The sequence below is a fragment of the Ruminococcus sp. zg-924 genome, assembly GCF_024433635.1.
GTDB lineage: Bacteria > Bacillota > Clostridia > Oscillospirales > Acutalibacteraceae > UBA7067.
On the sequence record NZ_WNJZ01000002.1, the window covers coordinates 97,244 to 112,960 of the forward strand.

The window sequence follows — 15,717 nt, forward strand, 5'->3', positions numbered from 1 at the left end:
ATATAAATTTTATGTACTAAAAATAACCCATAATCTTTGTTAGAATTAGCGTATGGGGTGATGTTATAAGATGTTTTTTGATAATGAAGGGCAAATTAAAATATATGGACTTTATTTGTCACATGCTTTGTTATATAATAGACTTATAAAAGATTAGGAGGATACTTTTATGAAATTTGAAATGAAAAGTGAACATAAGATTGATAATGATTTTGAAATTAAAGACGGCGTGCTTGTAAAATACAAGGGTGAATCAGAAAATGTAGTAATTCCTGATGGTGTAACAGGTATTGGAGGAGAAGCTTTTGCAAATTGCAGTTCACTTAAGAGAATAACAATCCCAAATAGTGTGACAAGCATTGGACGCTCTGCTTTTGAAAAATGCAGTTCACTTGAAAGCATAACAATCCCAGACAGTGTCACAAGTATTGGAATTTGTACTTTTTATAAGTGCAGTTCATTAAAAAGCATAGTAATCCCTGACAGTGTAACGAACATTGGTGCTTCTGCTTTTTCTGATACACCATGGTTAAAAAACAAACAACTTAATAATCCTCTTGTTATAATAAATAATATATTGGTTGATGGAACGAACTGCTCTGGTAATATAACAATCCCCGATAGCGTGACAAACATTGGAAGCTATGCTTTTTGGGAATGTAGTTCACTTGAAAGCATAACAATCCCAGACAGTGTCACAAGTATTGGAATTTGTACTTTTTATAAGTGCAGTTCATTAAAAAGCATAGTAATCCCTGACAGTGTAACGAACATTGGGAGTTCTGCCTTTTTGAATACACCATGGCTAAAAAATAAGCAACTTGAAAATCCTCTTGTTATAATAAATAATATATTGGTTGATGGAACAAACTGCTCAGGTAATGTAACAATTCCTAATAGCGTAACAAGTATTGGTGGGGATGCCTTTGTGGGTTGTGATTTATTAGAAAGCATCTCAGTTCCTAATAGTGTGACAAGTATTGGAAAGAGAGCTTTTAGGTTTTGCAAATCATTAAAAAGCATAACAATCCCTGACAGTGTGACAAGTACTTGTAATTGATTTTAGGAAGACATTTTCGATTATAGTTCATACTCCAAAAGTCCAATCCCTTTGAAATGAATATCAATTTGTTGCTGCTGGTTGCCATTGACCTTTTCCGAATCGTATATAACGATTTTATCAATAAAATCATCAACTATTTCCGGAGTGAGTTCCGAGATTACATTATCGTACTTATCCAATACTGATAGAAATTCTCGGATTGCATTTTTATCATTATCGGCTTCAAAAATAATTTTCTTGTTGCTGATAATAAAGTCATTGAGTTGAGCTTGCTCCTGCTGATAACCCGACACAAGCGTATGAAATAACTCAAGCGAAATATCACCTTTTACCTTATCTTCATATAAAGTTCTAATAATATTATCAAGCTCGTTGAGTCTTACCTTTGCATTGGTAAGGCTTTTTTTATTTTCATTTTTAATTCTTGTGGTTCGCTTGTTGATGCCGTTGTTTATTTTTTCAATTACGCTATCCCTATCATACAATACTAACCTATTAATTTGGTTAATAACATACTTAATCAGGTTGCTCTCATTTATGTAATGAGATGTACACTCTGAGGGATGCTTTCTTGACTTTGAACAAACATAACAATCAGGTTTTGTTCTCTTCCAATTACGGGAGCGCATAATGTACATTTTGCTTCCGCAGGAAGAACAAAAAACCTTGTCAGCAAAAATCGGTTTTTCTTCTATCGGAGTAATTCTCTTTCGTTGACTGCGAATCTGTTGAACCTTTTCAAAAACATCTCGGCTGATGATAGCTTCGTGTGTATTCGGAAAGATTTTATATTCGTCCGGGTCATACTTGACAATCTGTTTACTCATACAGCTCAATCGGTGAGATTTGAAATTCACAGTATCGCCGCAATACTCTTGGCGAGATAGAATTCCGGCTACCGTTTGAACTGACCACACATAAGGATTGCGGTCAGCACTGAGCTTGCCGGAGTGAGCAGATGGATTTTTAATTTGCTTTGCGAAAAGATAATTTGCAATCATTTGTATTCCGTAGCCATCAATACAAAGCTGAAAAATTTTTCGCACAACTTCAGCGGCAGGTTCATCAATTATCCATTCTTTGTTTTCGTCTTTCTTATACCCGTATATCGCTCGGGTAGTTAAGCGTTTGCCAGCGTTGCCCTTGAGATTAATTACAGCTCTTTGTTTACGGCTGATATCTTTAGCATACCAGTCATTCATCAGATTTTTAATCGGAACAAATTCATTCATTCCGAACTCATCATCGGACGAATCTATGTTGTCGGAAACAGAAATAAATCTGATATTTTTCTCGGGAAAAACTACTTCGGTGTAATAGCCGACCATAAGATAGTTTCTGCCAAAACGGGAAAGGTCTTTAACGATAACCGTAGATACTAAATCCTTTTCAATGTCATCCATTAATCGGAGAAAGTCGGGACGGTTAAATGTTGTTCCGCTTATTCCGTCATCAACATAGTATCTGATATTCGTGAACCCTTTTTTAAAGGCAAATGTTTTGAGGATTTGCTTCTGATTGCTGATGCTGTTTGATTCACCCTTTAGCTCATCATCAGCTGACAGTCTGCAATATAATGATGTTATTTTATCCGCTTGCCCTGTTGCCATTTATTCTCAATACCTCCTTAGTCAGCAAACAGGCATAATTGAAAGGATAACCATAATACCACAGTTCAAATCCTGAAACAAGTAATTTGAGGAGAAAATAAAACCCCCTCTACTTATAGTCCGTAAAATCGGACATTTCGTAACCCTTTTTTAAGAAAAAATTTTGAATATCGTTGATTTTTGTAACATTGCACAAATTTAATCAAAATTCTTCGTACAACATTTCAACTGATTTCTTTAATTTTTCGAGAATACGGCGGAGTTTGTATAGATATCCGGGTCGTGATATACCGTGATGCTTTGCAAGTTCAGTAAAAGTAACTTTTTCGCAGTTTTCGTCAAAAAAACATTCGTCAATTATTTGTTTTTCCAAATCATCAAGCTCGCTGAGTGCCAATCTCAACGCTCTTTGCAGATGCTGTTTTTTGATTGTTTGAACAACATCTGCCGATTCATCGGCATAATAATTCTCGTTCAAATGTATAAGGCGACCCTTATCCTTTTCGTAAAAGTAGTACCGCTCAGAACGCGCTACTTTTTGTTTGTACGCTCTTAAAATTAAAGGCTCGTTGCTGTCAGGATTACAGAGAAGCTTCTTGCTGCCGTTCATTCTTATGCACTCCTTGCCAAGAATGAACAGGCAAACTATTTAATTGATTACTTATATATTATCATACCTTTTATCTGTCGGCAATAAAAAATTTATTTTTTTCAAAAAAGTTGTCGAAAAATACTTACATTTTTGCTTTTTTTACGGGATATATATAGAGGGGTTTTTAATCCGCCTTTCAAAAGTAGCAAGCACTGCGAATTGTCGGACAATTCGCAAAACTTCATAAAATGTTCATTTTATGAAGCTGCTTGTTAGGGGATACCCCTAAGACCCCGAAAAAATCAAATAATAGGAGAATTACAATGGATAAAAAATACATAAAAATAACTTTTCGTGTTACAGAAAACGAAAAGAAAATAATTGAAATTAAAGCAAAAAAAGCCGGAGTAAAAAGCATTAGTTCTTATCTCCGTAGAATAGCTGTAAAAGGTATTATCGTGAATTACGAAAACCAAGGCTTGCTTAATCTGATGAAAGGTATGCGAGGCATTCAGACGAATGTTAATCAGATTGCAATGAGAGTAAATTCAACAAACCGTGTCTATGACGAGGATTTCAAATATCTTAAAAAGGTGATGAAGGATATATGGCAACAACTCGAATCAATTCAGTCAAGTCTACACTCAATCTGTCAATAAACTATATTCTTGACCCTGAAAAAACAAAAGACGGTCTTTATACTGATTCATATTGCTGCGCCCTTGATGCAGCGCAGGCGGCGGAAGAATTTCTTTCTGTCCGAAAGCGTGGAACAGGCAGAGGAAATATTTTGGCTCAGCACATCAGGCAGAGCTTTAACGGCTATGAAGTTACGCCGGAGCAAGCGTTAAAACTTGGGATTGAGCTTGCAGACAAGCTGCTTAAAGGAAAGTATCAATATGTTATTGCAACTCACGTCAACACAAATAATATACACAATCATATCATCTTTAACAATGTTAGTTTTGATAATTATAAAAGCTTTGAATACAACGAAAACCGAGGAAAAAAATCGTATGATAATCTGCGGAAAATCAGCGATGAAATATGCAAGGAAAACGGCTTAACCTTGATTGAAAATCCGCAAATGGGAAAAGGAAAATGTTATTACGAATGGCAGCAGGATTGTTTGGGGAAGAGTTGGAAGTCAAAGCTCAGATATGCGATAGACCAGACTATAATGGAATCCTCATCCTTTGAAGATTTTTTAAGAAATATTAAGACTAAAAATATTGAGTGCGTCTATCGCTCGGACAATGTAATCAAAATAAAATTCAGAATGCCGGGTCAGGAAAGGTTTTCCCGAGGAAAAACATTAGGCTGGTATTATGACGAGCCGCAAATCAGAAAGCGAATTGAGCAGTATCAGTTTATAAAAACCGGAGTAAGCGGAAGAACAACAAGAACAAAAATTATCAACACAAATACAGAAGTATTTCAGACCGAAAAGGGACTTTTGCATTGGGCTGAAATTGAAAATATGAAAGAGACTTCACGGCTTATCAACTTTCTCACAACACATAATTTGCAAAGCGAAACAGAGCTTAATAATACAGCAACCGAAACCTACAATAAACGAATGGTTTTAGTCGAAAATCTTAATAAGATGCAGAACAAAATTCAGCAGCTTAACGATGAGATAAAGATACTCAGAACATACAGGAAATATAAACCGTATTATGATTCATACAAGAAATCAGATTATAAAAAAAGGTATGAAAAAGACAATGCCGCAGAACTCGAAAAGTACCGCAGCATTGTCGCCGAGCTTAAAATGTATTACCCAAATAATGTACTGCCAAACCTTGAACGCCTTGAACGGGAACGCTCAGAGCTTATAGCTGATGTCAAAGCAATGAATGAAGAATATAGAAAGATTGTCAATGAACTGAAAGAAATTGAATATGCACAGCAGTCAATTCGAGAATATGTCAAAGGAATTGACGGAAGCCGAAAAAATGGTCACGAACTCTAAATCGGATGTTTTGTAATGTACTCATTAACAGCGGTTACAAAAAGTTCATTCAGGCTGATATTTTTGGCTTTGGCATATTCAATCAAGCGTTGCTTTTCCCCGCCTTTTTTTACATAGACGATGCAGGAATCATATGTTTTAGCTCTATGTTCAGAGTTTGCTTTGATTTTCATTTTATTTTCGTGCTTCTTCCTGCAAGCATCGCAAACCTTTTGGCTGCCGCTTAATAAAATGTACGGTTTACCACATTCAATGCATATCTGAGGTTCGCCAATACGGCGGACATCATTGTTTTTAAGACGGTCAATATATCTTTTTGTGCTGTCACGTTGTCTTTGCTTGCGACATTCAGGACAATAACTTGCCCTGTTCGCAGGCGATTCAAACTCGTTTCCGCACATTTGACAAGTGAACTTTTTTATAAAAACCACACCTTTATAGTTTTCAATAATATTATTGTGTTGCATTTCAATTATAATTCGAGGTGTTTTTTATGTCAATAACAATAATGTTACGAAAATATTAACAAAGAAAACAAAAAAATAATACAGTTTATAGTTGACAATAATATTATTGTGGATTATAATATTGGTGAGATAATGCAACAAATTAAAAATCGGTTAAAACTTTTGCCCCATTGGGGCAGAAGTAAAATTTAAAAATCAAAATTTATGGAGGAATCTAAAATGATTAATGTTGTAGTTGAAATGGGTCGCCTGACTGCTGACCCGGAACTCAGAAAGACAAACGGAGCTGAGCCGAAGTTTGTATGCACCTTTACTCTCGCTGTCAATGAAAATGAAAAGGTGAACTTTTTCGATGTTATTGCGTGGGGAAAGAATGCCGAAGCATTGACAACGTATATGCATAAAGGCGACAAAATTGTTGTATTGGGCAAGCTCGGCACTCATTCGTGGGTAAATAAAGACGGCGACCTGCGCCGCAAGATTGAGATTATTGCAAATCGCATTGTTTTTGCAGAATCCAATCCAAAGCTTGACCAAACCGATAAAAACAAGCTTAACCCGGAGAACTATTCAATGGATGAATGGAGGCTTATCGCTGACCAGATGAACCGTGATATTACGGAAAATCCGCCGGATGACGACCTTCCATTCTGATAAAGGAGCATTCAAATAAAGGAGTGATTGTTAATGTATAGATTCAAGGTTGAAATTCTTATTGATGAAGAAAAGGTTATCAAGGATGATAAATACGAACCACAGGAAATGTATGACTGCATCAGAAAAATGTTCAAACGCTTTGATCTGCCAGAGATTAAGACGGATAAGTCTAATCATTTCATTTTCACCGACAAAGGTGGGAAAAAGGATTTAGGAGGTTTAGGTGCTGCTGTTATGGACTTATATAATTCCGACTGGTTCAGACGGTATGCCGAAAAATTTCTTTGGTACGAAAGAGAAAACAAAAACGAAGAATTTTATGAAGAGGAAATATTCAAAGAGCTTGATGAATTTGAGGTTAAGGAAATTTGAATATGGCTAAAAAATACAAGTAAGCATTTAATTTTGACTTAGACACACAAATGTTAAAAGAGGTATATCCCGGCAAAAATTATAGAGATGGATACCGTGATATATGTAAGTTTTTAGAGGTAAACGGCTTTGAACACAGGCAGTGGTCAGGATATGTATCTAAAACAGCAATGTCGAATCTTCTAATAAACAAGCTTGTAGAAAGATTAATTAACGCTTTTCCTTGGCTGAAAGAGTGTGTAAATAGGTTCGATGTTACCGATATAGGAGAACAACACGACCTTATGTACATATTTGAAAAAACAACTGAGCCAATACTCAACGAAAAGGCTCCTGAATATCAGATTACTAAGGAAAAGCGTTTTGAAAGGCGAGGAATAATCTCACGAAGTAGCATTAAAGTAAACGCAAAAATTGTCGCAGACAAACAGCGTACCGACCGTAAACCCGAACGCGACAACGATAAGAGCAGATAATATGAGGAGGAAAAGAAATGTGCAAAATAATATCAATAGCTAACCAAAAGGGCGGTGTTGGTAAAACAACTACAGCGCTTAACTTAGGCGTTGCTCTTAAATTACAGGGAAAATCAGTTTTACTAATCGACCTTGACCCACAGGCAAATCTCACAGAGTACGCAGGAATATGGGATACCGAGAAAATGCTCCCGACAATGAGCGACTTGATTAAGGGACAGATAGGTATGGGTGAGCGTATAAATATTGAGGGCTGCATCAGATACAGCCATATAAACAATATTGAATACATACCGTCTGATATCAATCTTGCAAATGCAGATTTATACCTCGCCGGAGTGTTATCCCGTGAAACTCTGCTTAAGCGTATTCTCAATAATGACACTATCAAAAGCTACGATTATGTGATTATTGACTGTAATCCGTCTCTCGGAGTACTGCTGATGAACGCTCTGACTGCGAGTGATGGCGTAATAATCCCGGTTCAGACTCAGGACTTTGCCTTTGACGGACTGACAGCTCTTACAAACATAATTGCGCAAATACAGTCAACAATCAATTCAGAGCTTGAAACAATCGGTGTCCTTGCAACAATGGTCGATAATACCAATGTCAGCAAGCGTGTCATAGAAGACCTCAAAAAAGAATACGGCAATAAGCTCTTTACAACTGTCATCCACCGTGCTACACAGGCAGTTGAAAGCACCAACAAACACAAAAGCCTATGCTTGTTCAGTAAGAGCAAGCTCGGCGATGAATACAAGGCGTTGGCAAACGAGCTTATACAATCTTACATATAAAATAAGAGGAGTGAGCAGAAATGTCAGAATTCAACTTTTGGGCAATGCTATCGCAGGAAAATCAGGTAAAACAAATCCCATTGGATATGCTTGTCCCTTACCAAAATCATCAATTTACACTCTATGACGGCGAGCGCAGAGATGATATGGTAGAGAGCATTAAGCAGAACGGTGTGATCACTCCGATAATGTGCAGACCGTTTGGAGATAAATACGAAATACTTATCGGTCATAATCGTTGGAACTGCTCAAAAATTGCAGGACTTGAATATATTCCGGCAATCATTAAAGAAAATCTCACTAATGAAGAAGCTGAGATATATGTAACAGAGAGCAATCTGATTCAGCGTGGCTTCAATGATTTAAAAATTTCCGAACAAGCTAAAGTTATAGCAATTCGCTACAGCGAAATGTTTTCACAGGGCAAAAGAAACGATATAATCAACGAGCTTCGTGTATTATCAGGTGAAAAGGACACTTCTGCACCACAGGGGCAAAAGTCAAACTCAAGGGAACAACTCGGTGAGGAATACGGACTCAGCCGTAATACAGTTGCTCGTCTGATAAGGATAAGCAAGCTTGTGAAGCCACTACAGGATTTGGTGGATAAAAAGGCTGTCTCAATCAGAGCGGCAGTTGAGATTTCTTATCTTGACGAGGGAGTACAAGAAACCCTATATAAGCTCAACACATTTAATCCTGCACCTGATACTTGCGAAATAATTTACAAAATCAGCGAAGCACAGGCAAAGCAATTAAGAGCGGCTCTTGAAGGAGCTGAGCCGAATCATCCCAACACAAGACAAATAATTGTGAATATACTTAAGGGCAAAGAAAAGAAGAAAAGCTCAGAAAAGAGTATAAAAATTAATACAGATACCTTTGAACGGTATTTCACACAGAAGTCTGCGGAGGAAATATCGGACATTATCGAAACGGCGTTACAGATGTACTTCAGACAACAAAATGAAAGTGAGGACTAAAAATGAAAAGGTTCAGATTGATTATATCGGCAAATATAATGTGTGCGATTGTGACATTGTCAGCTATGTCGGTTACGGCTGTTGAAGCTGGGCATTATGGATATTACTCCTCTGACAAGGTTGCATATATGTCAGACGAAGAAATATTTAACGAGGTGTGGTACGAATACTACTGGTCAACCTTTGCTAATCGTGGCGACCCTCTTATGATGTCAATCGTTCGCAGTGAGCTTGTAGATTACCTTAAGGACTATGAGCCTTTAAATAATGATACAAGCATAAGCGATGTTATGAGTGATTTTGATGAATACGGAAAGCAGAAATACAGCGAAATCAGAATAGAACCAACTGAGGACGGCTATGTTGAATACAATACGGATAATCCAGACGAAAAACTCAAATACACCTATGACGAAACACGTAAGGTGTATATCTGTAAAGACGATAACGGAAAGATTGAAAAAATGTACGACCGCTACTTCCCGGAAAACGATAAAAATGTCAGCGCTCCGTCAACCAGCAGTTCATCGGCGAGTATCACAAGCAATACAAGCGGAAATTATTCAAATCCGACTGAAACATTACCGGAAGAAACACAATTAACAATTCAAGAGAATAACGGCGACAACATAACACAGACAGTAATACTGTTAATCGTAGGATTGCTTATAGTCGCCGGAGTTATAGCAATTGTTGTAATAAAAAGACAAGAAAGGAAGAATATAAAATGACAACGCTTCAGGTTTTAGAATGTATTACAAATCATTCAAATGTCACTAGCTACGAGATGATTTACGATTCAAATAATAATATAAATATTCCGAGATATGCTGTTGTTGAAGTCCTCAATGATTCCGAGAAAATGTACCACTATTTTCACTTCAACGAAAGAACAGGGGCATTTTCGATGAGAACATTTACATCTGATGAGAGCTTATATGTTAATCATCTGATGCGCAACCGAACAGATTTGCTGCAAGATATGCTCAATTCAGGAACATTATATAAGAATGTTCGCACTCTTCTCCGTAAAGCAAATACGGCTGTTGATGCTCAGACTGCTCTTTGGGCAGAAAAAAACAATGATGTTCAGCTCACAATCAAAAACAATGACCAAATAAAATACAGAAAGCTCCTTGCCGGTTTGCAGAGTGCCGCACAGGAGGAAATCTTCCCGGTAATGCTTTATGTGTGAATAAAGAGGTAGTTCAAATGCAAAAACACACAAATAAATGTATCGGCTGTGTATCGACAAAACTGAAATTACATCACAAATTTCCCATCCGTTGTCCGGTACTCAGGATGCCGTGTGTAATAATAAAAAGCGACATAGTAATGAATAAGCTTATGGACGAAAGCTATCGGCTTTCATTTATAAGAACTTTTAAAGACGGAATATCAAATACAAATCTAGATGTTTTAGACGGAAATATGCTCAATTACATAAGAGAACAAGAAAAGAAAATTATTAAAACAGAAGGCAGACAAGCCATAGAATATACCGAGTACGGTGTTGACGGGAGTTTTATGCCGGGTGACTGAAAATCGATTATATGACGGTGAAGAGAGAATTTTTATGGCTGTTATTTTATTTAATGGGGGCGAATCAAAATGATAAAGGAATTAAACAACATAAGTGTTTACAGAATTAACTTTAAGGACTTTGATGGGAAATACTTGATTTTCTTCACGGAGTGCCAGCTGCAGAATGTCATAATATCTTCTGAATATGATTTTGATGTCTGCGAGTTGCGGTCAGTTACAACTGTTGAACCGGTATATATCGCTGTATGCGACACTGAAGAAGAAGCTATTAATTATGTCACAAAAAAGAACGCAGAAAAAGCAGAAAAAGGACAACAGCTTTATAGCAAAGAAGGAGATACGAAAACAATTTATCATTATCAGCTTGTCAGCTTGTTTTAGGAGTGTGAGCAGAAATGAAAATACAAATAACCGTTAATATCCCAGACGGCGACTACTGCGAGAACTGTCAATTTAATGCGTTGGACGGTTGTGAAAACTCTATATGCACACTCTTTGGCGAAGAGTTACAAACGAGCTGTGATTATTACCGCAGCTTGCACGGCGACTGCGATAACAGGATTTGTTGTGAATGCCCTAATCTTGAGCATAACGGCAATGCCAAATGCACAGCTTGCCGGGACACCCCATCAAACGAAAAGAGGAGAAATGGGATATGAGAATATTATTCGGAATTATTAGTCTTATATTCTTTGCGTTATCGCTTTGGTTATTACATAAATTACTTAATTGGATGGAAATGTATTATGCTGCAGATGAGATTGGTGATGCCATTGGTATTTATAATTGCAGAAGGGCAGCTAGGTGCTATAGAATTTATTTCTTTGTATGCTTTGTATTAGGTATTGCTTTTGAATGCTTATCACTGTTTTTATTTTAGTGTTTTGAGAAATCTCATTCAAGCAAAGACTCACAATTCCGGCTATTAATTTAGAAAATCAATGAAACGAGGGAATGAAATGAACATGTCAGCTTTATAAAAAACGCAAAAAACTATTCACGCACATTCAAGGCAAAGCTAAGCAAGGCGGAGTATATTACGATGCGCCTCGGCGATAAATGTGGTTATAAAGACTGCTTACAAGCAATAGTCAATCAGACTGACTCCGCAATTGAGCTTGACGAGTATTTGAATATTATTGCTAAACGCATAGAAAAAATTGCTACATAAAGAATAAACCTGCGTATCACTGAAAAACAGAGTACGCAGGTTTTTATATTATGAGAATAAGCGCCACTTTAATAACTGTAAATATTGTTTGACAATATTATTTATATATATTAAAATGGAATTGGAATTTGTAGAAAGGTGCGATAATTATGCCTTTGCTTGAATTAAAATGTAAAAGCTGCGGTGCGGTCATTGAATTTGATGACAGTAAACCGACTGTAATTTGCAAATAATGTTTCACTCATTGTGCTGTGCGTTATCGCTGTTGCAGTTGTCGTAATCTGTTTTGCTGTTCCGACATTCATATTAAAAAAGAAGAAATGAGGTTTTATATAGTGTATAAACTGGATAGAAAACTAATTAAAGTCATTGGTGGTGATATTACAGACAACCTTGAAGAAGAAACATATGTTAGACTAAAGAAAAAGCTGTTAGAAAAGTACAGAGCTTATTCATCGGAAGCATTAGACAATGAACTATTATATCTAAAATATAAAATTGAAAGATTAAAAGAACAAAGTTTAATTTACGAAGCATCAAGTAAAGTGCTTAGTATATTTCTTTCATTAATTGCATTATTTTTTTCAACTATCTCAACATTAATTTCTGCTGATGTATTATCTGTCGAATACGGACTGGATATGTTGATAAATATTGCAACATTATGTACGATTGTATTTATTATAGTAGTATTATATACATATTTTCACAAAGAATCCGATATATCTATTAAAAACACGAAACGTTTTTACTATAACCTTAAAATTAAGTATATTTCGGAAGTAATAGATGAAAGGCAAAAAGAAGCTGAGAAAGCTGTGAATGATTCAAGAAAAAAGTGCAAAGTAAGAATAATAATAAAACACTAACCTATTATTAAACACCCACGGGATTTTAATTCCGTGGGCGATGTTTTATAAATCGTGTTCTTTTTTCTTATGCTGCGGCGGCTGCGAAGCTGCCGACTTCTCGCTGATCTTCTTAGCGTTATCTTTTATCATATTTCGGGATAAAAAACTGCAAGATTGTTTTTCCCAAGATGAACTTGACACATCCCAAAGCCTATCTGAAGTGTCTTTACTTACAAAAGGCTCTACAAAAACACTCAGATATGCGTAAACATCTGAAAATGGAGGTTTTCCGCCAATTCCACGAAGCTTATTGTATGCGTGTTCAATATCAGCTTTTCTGCTAAAAAAAGCATCAAAGGATTTTATCTTGCGATTGGCTTTATCGCATATTTCATATATTTCTTTGGTGCTAACTTTAGTGCAATGAGAGAGGGAATAAATATCAATAATATCTTTTGCTCTATGTTTGAATACTGCATCAGTTGAAATAGCACATATTTTATCTGCAAGAATTTCGCTAGGTAAAACCCCTTTTATGCTTGTTTCGCCTAAATAGTATATTTTGCTTCCGATTAATGGCTTTATATCTATATCCATAGTGATTATTTTATCGCCACTGTCCTTTTCCCTTATGCTTATTCCTGCAGATTTGCCATCACCATATTCTCTGCTTGATTCAGCAATATAATATTCCCGTAATTCTCCTAATGCATTATTAATTGTATCGACCAAAGCTGACATTGATGGCGGAGTGGATATCCAGTTTGCATCTATATCTTTTGTTGCTCTTTGAATATCCGTAAATCCTTGTTCCTCTAATATTAAGCTTGTAATTAAGCCACCCTTAAAAACAATAGGAATATCTATTTTGGAAAGTTGTCCTAAAATAGTATACATTAGTTTTTCGTGTTCCGTCATTTTTATCCTCCACAGTAATATCCAACAGCTGACAATTTTAACGCTTCAAAGTGTTCTTCATTTTCAGAAGTTATTACTAATCCGTCAAAGCTCTCATCATTAGCATAATAATAATTACTCAAGGCTTCAGTAAGTGCTAACTCATCAGTATCCTCATAGTTCTTAAGCATATCATTGATTGTTTGATTCAACGAAGTGCACATTGTGTTACCATATCTTATAAAATCTATACTTTCAAAGGAATCTACAATGCAATAATCTATATTGTCATATGTGCCTTTTTTCAGCGCATAAACTTCGATATCCTTTTCGCCTACATAGCCGACAAACATCTCCAAATACTCTAAGGCGGACACACCACGCAAAATCAGGTTTTCGCCGCCGATAATATCTCTAAGCCAAGCTCTGTTTGAAATATACTCGCTACTTGTTTTCGATTGCATTAAGTCGTCCTCCTTTACCAGAATTTGCCTTATACAACAAGGGGGTTGAGAATAGCCCAACCCCCAACTTTTTTAGTTCCCACTTAATGGTAGGGTACACCGCTTTTTACAGAAGCGAAAGCTCCTATATGATAAGACTAAGCTTATCTCTATTTATATTATACAAACGAGTGCAAATTATGTCAACCATAACGCCGAAAATTTATCTGTCAAGCAAAATTGCTTTAAATACAGCATAAAAGAGCGTTGTATTGAATAGCATAACTCTGTATTGGCACGAGGTAAAAGCCTCTCAGAACTGCTCTGAAAGGCTTTTAATGTGATTTTAATTTGGTGCTTTATTAGTTATAATAAATTCTCAACAGCCACGATTCCGAAACAGGTTTGACATCAATTTTCGCATCGCAAAAATCGTAAGCGCAAATGTTATTTTGAGTTAATTCGGCAATAGCCTCTGATGTTTCCGATAGCTGAAGAAGTCTTGTGCATATCCGCAATAAATCAGATACATCAGCTGATGAAGTTTGTACTTCACCTGCGTTAGTTATACACGCTACCGTGTCATAGTTACACATCAGAGTGGCTTTTTCATCATCTGCGTTATTGCCATCAGTCTCACGCAATCTGTAAAGAACAGGTATATCGTAACTTACGATGCAATAAATATTATCCGACTCCTTAGTTTTGGGAAGAAATACAGTGTCATAAGAAATAATGGAAGCAAACTCAAATAACCCCCGTGCAGAAAAATTCCACACGCAACTGATATGGGATATTCTGTTCAGCTCATCAAAGCTGTCGAAAACAAGAGGAATAGCTCTGCTTGAAATTTTCCTTTTATTTCTCATACTTAAAATATTCCAATTTTTATTAGGAAAAGGTCGGCGCACTTTATATGCCGGTAAAGTGTACTTGCTGCCGTCATTTAATGTTAATGTCAGCTCTGCCGAAACTAAATCACAATAAAACGGATATAAATACTCGAAATCAAGATAAAGAATATACTTATCTCTCATTTCCTTTTCGCTAAGACCGTACATTTCTGAAATTGCCTCGATGTCTTTTTTATGTACAACATCAAGACAATGTTCTAAATCTTCATATCTGTCGTCAATAGTCCTGTTGTTATGAAACATAGAATCCATATTTACTTCACCTCCTCAGTACCATAACTAGTGAATTGCGCAGGGTAGTTATTGGAGTTGTCAAACAAATCAATATGTTTTCTGAATATCTCTTCAAACTGCTCCTTTGAAATATCCTCGCAGTCTGAAACACAATCATTAACCTTAACTCTCCAGCCGTAGCTATCAATTTCATACGAAATTTTGTAACCATTGCTCTCGGCATACCTCAAAGTAGAAGTTGGTAGAAATTCAAACATAGACTCCCTGTTATATACACAGCGAATAATATGTTCTATACTGATTTTTCGATGTTCTCTGTCACTATGACCGTCAATTACAAGGGACATACCCTTGTCATTAACAAAGAAAACTTCTTCACCGTTGTGATACACTTTGAACTTAACATATATCATCAAGTCCGTTATTACCTTATCACCGACTGTGATTTCTTCACTTGGAATAAATAAATAATCATAAATATATCTGTATTTCATCGAAATACTCCTTTTCAATTTAATACTATGTCTTTGTTTCTTTTTACACTTATCATATGTTTCGCCCTTTTGCCTCAAATTTTGCTCAGATTGCGGCAGAAACGCATTTTTAATTAATGACGAGTAACTTTTCGTCCAACTACAAAATGCGCTTCACGCCGCTTGCAGAGCTT

Annotated in this window: 21 protein-coding genes and 1 pseudogene; 15 read left to right on the top strand and 7 right to left on the bottom strand. The window is 36.2% G+C overall.

Going from position 1 to position 15,717, the window contains the following annotated elements; all coding sequences use genetic code 11:
- The first annotated feature begins 169 nt into the window (after positions 1 to 169).
- Entirely contained in the window at positions 170 to 1,060 is an 891-nt protein-coding gene (locus GMA13_RS01595) for a leucine-rich repeat domain-containing protein (RefSeq protein ID WP_255882442.1), read from the top strand.
- 20 nt (positions 1,061 to 1,080) lie between these two features.
- On the opposite strand, the gene GMA13_RS01600 is transcribed toward GMA13_RS01595, so the two are convergent.
- Both GMA13_RS01600 and GMA13_RS01605 read right to left on the bottom strand, forming a co-directional pair.
- Positions 1,081 to 2,673 carry a recombinase family protein gene (locus tag GMA13_RS01600; RefSeq protein ID WP_255882443.1) on the bottom strand — a complete coding sequence of 531 codons (1,593 nt, stop codon included), beginning with the start codon at positions 2,671 to 2,673 and terminating at the stop codon, positions 1,081 to 1,083.
- Between the two features lie 202 nt (positions 2,674 to 2,875).
- A complete protein-coding gene (locus tag GMA13_RS01605) occupies positions 2,876 to 3,283 on the bottom strand; it encodes a hypothetical protein (protein WP_255882444.1) in 408 nt (135 codons plus the stop codon).
- Positions 3,284 to 3,588: 305 nt separating this feature from the next.
- Here GMA13_RS01605 and mobC point away from each other — a divergent pair, with 305 nt between their 5' ends.
- Both mobC and GMA13_RS01615 read left to right on the top strand, forming a co-directional pair.
- A complete protein-coding gene (gene mobC / locus GMA13_RS01610) occupies positions 3,589 to 3,924 on the top strand; it encodes a plasmid mobilization relaxosome protein MobC (protein ID WP_255882445.1) in 336 nt (111 codons plus the stop codon).
- Positions 3,873 to 5,240 carry a relaxase/mobilization nuclease domain-containing protein gene (locus GMA13_RS01615; protein WP_255882446.1) on the top strand — a complete coding sequence of 456 codons (1,368 nt, stop codon included), beginning with the start codon at positions 3,873 to 3,875 and terminating at the stop codon, positions 5,238 to 5,240. Before mobC ends, GMA13_RS01615 begins: the two co-directional genes overlap by 52 nt.
- Here the strand turns inward: GMA13_RS01615 and GMA13_RS01620 are convergent.
- Entirely contained in the window at positions 5,237 to 5,707 is a 471-nt protein-coding gene (locus tag GMA13_RS01620) for a hypothetical protein (protein ID WP_255910284.1), read from the bottom strand. The genes GMA13_RS01615 and GMA13_RS01620 overlap by 4 nt on opposite strands.
- 219 nt (positions 5,708 to 5,926) lie before the next feature.
- Between GMA13_RS01620 and GMA13_RS01625 the strand changes: the two genes are divergently transcribed.
- The 12 genes and pseudogenes from GMA13_RS01625 to GMA13_RS01680 all read left to right on the top strand — a co-directional run bounded on the left by GMA13_RS01625 (position 5,927) and on the right by GMA13_RS01680 (position 12,580).
- A complete protein-coding gene (locus tag GMA13_RS01625) occupies positions 5,927 to 6,361 on the top strand; it encodes a single-stranded DNA-binding protein (protein ID WP_255882448.1) in 435 nt (144 codons plus the stop codon).
- Positions 6,362 to 6,394: 33 nt separating this feature from the next.
- Positions 6,395 to 6,736: a hypothetical protein gene (locus GMA13_RS01630; protein WP_255882449.1), complete on the top strand. Its 342-nt coding sequence runs from the start codon at positions 6,395 to 6,397 to the stop codon at positions 6,734 to 6,736.
- A gap of 38 nt (positions 6,737 to 6,774) precedes the next feature.
- Positions 6,775 to 7,212: pseudogene (vapD, locus tag GMA13_RS01635) on the top strand (VapD family protein); the annotation flags it as partial.
- Between the two features lie 17 nt (positions 7,213 to 7,229).
- A complete protein-coding gene (locus GMA13_RS01640; RefSeq protein ID WP_255882451.1) occupies positions 7,230 to 8,012 on the top strand; it encodes a ParA family protein in 783 nt (260 codons plus the stop codon).
- A 20-nt stretch (positions 8,013 to 8,032) separates the two neighbouring features.
- Positions 8,033 to 8,995, top strand: coding sequence for a ParB N-terminal domain-containing protein (locus GMA13_RS01645; RefSeq protein ID WP_255882452.1), 963 nt, complete (start codon positions 8,033 to 8,035; stop codon positions 8,993 to 8,995).
- A gap of 2 nt (positions 8,996 to 8,997) precedes the next feature.
- Positions 8,998 to 9,726 carry a hypothetical protein gene (locus tag GMA13_RS01650; protein WP_255882453.1) on the top strand — a complete coding sequence of 243 codons (729 nt, stop codon included), beginning with the start codon at positions 8,998 to 9,000 and terminating at the stop codon, positions 9,724 to 9,726.
- Positions 9,723 to 10,190 (top strand): hypothetical protein, encoded by a 468-nt coding sequence (locus tag GMA13_RS01655; RefSeq protein ID WP_255882454.1) that lies wholly within the window; start codon positions 9,723 to 9,725, stop codon positions 10,188 to 10,190. The genes GMA13_RS01650 and GMA13_RS01655 overlap by 4 nt, the downstream gene beginning before the upstream one ends.
- Positions 10,191 to 10,330: 140 nt before the next feature.
- Positions 10,331 to 10,537, top strand: a complete 207-nt coding sequence (locus tag GMA13_RS01660) for a hypothetical protein (protein ID WP_255910288.1) — start codon at positions 10,331 to 10,333, stop codon at positions 10,535 to 10,537.
- Between the two features lie 69 nt (positions 10,538 to 10,606).
- Entirely contained in the window at positions 10,607 to 10,921 is a 315-nt protein-coding gene (locus tag GMA13_RS01665) for a hypothetical protein (RefSeq protein ID WP_255882456.1), read from the top strand.
- A 14-nt stretch (positions 10,922 to 10,935) separates the two neighbouring features.
- Positions 10,936 to 11,199: a hypothetical protein gene (locus GMA13_RS01670; protein ID WP_255882457.1), complete on the top strand. Its 264-nt coding sequence runs from the start codon at positions 10,936 to 10,938 to the stop codon at positions 11,197 to 11,199.
- 383 nt (positions 11,200 to 11,582) lie between these two features.
- Entirely contained in the window at positions 11,583 to 11,711 is a 129-nt protein-coding gene (locus tag GMA13_RS01675) for a hypothetical protein (protein WP_255882458.1), read from the top strand.
- A 335-nt stretch (positions 11,712 to 12,046) separates the two neighbouring features.
- A complete protein-coding gene (locus tag GMA13_RS01680) occupies positions 12,047 to 12,580 on the top strand; it encodes a hypothetical protein (RefSeq protein ID WP_255882459.1) in 534 nt (177 codons plus the stop codon).
- Between the two features lie 45 nt (positions 12,581 to 12,625).
- Here GMA13_RS01680 and GMA13_RS01685 read toward each other — a convergent pair whose 3' ends face one another.
- From GMA13_RS01685 to GMA13_RS01700, 4 genes are all read right to left on the bottom strand, one after another.
- The gene (locus tag GMA13_RS01685; RefSeq protein WP_255882461.1) at positions 12,626 to 13,480 is read right to left on the bottom strand and encodes a nucleotidyl transferase AbiEii/AbiGii toxin family protein; all 855 of its coding nucleotides are present in this window, start codon (positions 13,478 to 13,480) and stop codon (positions 12,626 to 12,628) included.
- Between the two features lie 2 nt (positions 13,481 to 13,482).
- Positions 13,483 to 13,923 carry a hypothetical protein gene (locus GMA13_RS01690; RefSeq protein ID WP_255882462.1) on the bottom strand — a complete coding sequence of 147 codons (441 nt, stop codon included), beginning with the start codon at positions 13,921 to 13,923 and terminating at the stop codon, positions 13,483 to 13,485.
- 341 nt (positions 13,924 to 14,264) lie between these two features.
- A complete protein-coding gene (locus tag GMA13_RS01695) occupies positions 14,265 to 15,068 on the bottom strand; it encodes a hypothetical protein (RefSeq protein ID WP_255882463.1) in 804 nt (267 codons plus the stop codon).
- A 2-nt stretch (positions 15,069 to 15,070) separates the two neighbouring features.
- Positions 15,071 to 15,544 carry a hypothetical protein gene (locus GMA13_RS01700; RefSeq protein WP_255882464.1) on the bottom strand — a complete coding sequence of 158 codons (474 nt, stop codon included), beginning with the start codon at positions 15,542 to 15,544 and terminating at the stop codon, positions 15,071 to 15,073.
- Positions 15,545 to 15,717 lie beyond the last annotated feature (173 nt).

Coding starts and splice junctions, on each gene's coding strand:
- GMA13_RS01700 (WP_255882464.1), bottom strand. CDS start 15,544: ATGAAATACAGATATATTTATGATTATTTATTTATTCCAAGTGAAGAA.
- GMA13_RS01685 (WP_255882461.1), bottom strand. CDS start 13,480: ATGACGGAACACGAAAAACTAATGTATACTATTTTAGGACAACTTTCC.
- GMA13_RS01695 (WP_255882463.1), bottom strand. CDS start 15,068: ATGGATTCTATGTTTCATAACAACAGGACTATTGACGACAGATATGAA.
- GMA13_RS01640 (WP_255882451.1), top strand. CDS start 7,230: ATGTGCAAAATAATATCAATAGCTAACCAAAAGGGCGGTGTTGGTAAA.
- GMA13_RS01600 (WP_255882443.1), bottom strand. CDS start 2,673: ATGGCAACAGGGCAAGCGGATAAAATAACATCATTATATTGCAGACTG.
- mobC (WP_255882445.1), top strand. CDS start 3,589: ATGGATAAAAAATACATAAAAATAACTTTTCGTGTTACAGAAAACGAA.
- GMA13_RS01655 (WP_255882454.1), top strand. CDS start 9,723: ATGACAACGCTTCAGGTTTTAGAATGTATTACAAATCATTCAAATGTC.
- GMA13_RS01660 (WP_255910288.1), top strand. CDS start 10,331: ATGAATAAGCTTATGGACGAAAGCTATCGGCTTTCATTTATAAGAACT.
- GMA13_RS01595 (WP_255882442.1), top strand. CDS start 170: ATGAAATTTGAAATGAAAAGTGAACATAAGATTGATAATGATTTTGAA.
- GMA13_RS01650 (WP_255882453.1), top strand. CDS start 8,998: ATGAAAAGGTTCAGATTGATTATATCGGCAAATATAATGTGTGCGATT.
- GMA13_RS01645 (WP_255882452.1), top strand. CDS start 8,033: ATGTCAGAATTCAACTTTTGGGCAATGCTATCGCAGGAAAATCAGGTA.
- GMA13_RS01625 (WP_255882448.1), top strand. CDS start 5,927: ATGATTAATGTTGTAGTTGAAATGGGTCGCCTGACTGCTGACCCGGAA.
- GMA13_RS01690 (WP_255882462.1), bottom strand. CDS start 13,923: ATGCAATCGAAAACAAGTAGCGAGTATATTTCAAACAGAGCTTGGCTT.
- GMA13_RS01630 (WP_255882449.1), top strand. CDS start 6,395: ATGTATAGATTCAAGGTTGAAATTCTTATTGATGAAGAAAAGGTTATC.
- GMA13_RS01620 (WP_255910284.1), bottom strand. CDS start 5,707: ATGCAACACAATAATATTATTGAAAACTATAAAGGTGTGGTTTTTATA.
- GMA13_RS01670 (WP_255882457.1), top strand. CDS start 10,936: ATGAAAATACAAATAACCGTTAATATCCCAGACGGCGACTACTGCGAG.
- GMA13_RS01675 (WP_255882458.1), top strand. CDS start 11,583: ATGCGCCTCGGCGATAAATGTGGTTATAAAGACTGCTTACAAGCAATA.
- GMA13_RS01615 (WP_255882446.1), top strand. CDS start 3,873: ATGGCAACAACTCGAATCAATTCAGTCAAGTCTACACTCAATCTGTCA.
- GMA13_RS01605 (WP_255882444.1), bottom strand. CDS start 3,283: ATGAACGGCAGCAAGAAGCTTCTCTGTAATCCTGACAGCAACGAGCCT.
- GMA13_RS01665 (WP_255882456.1), top strand. CDS start 10,607: ATGATAAAGGAATTAAACAACATAAGTGTTTACAGAATTAACTTTAAG.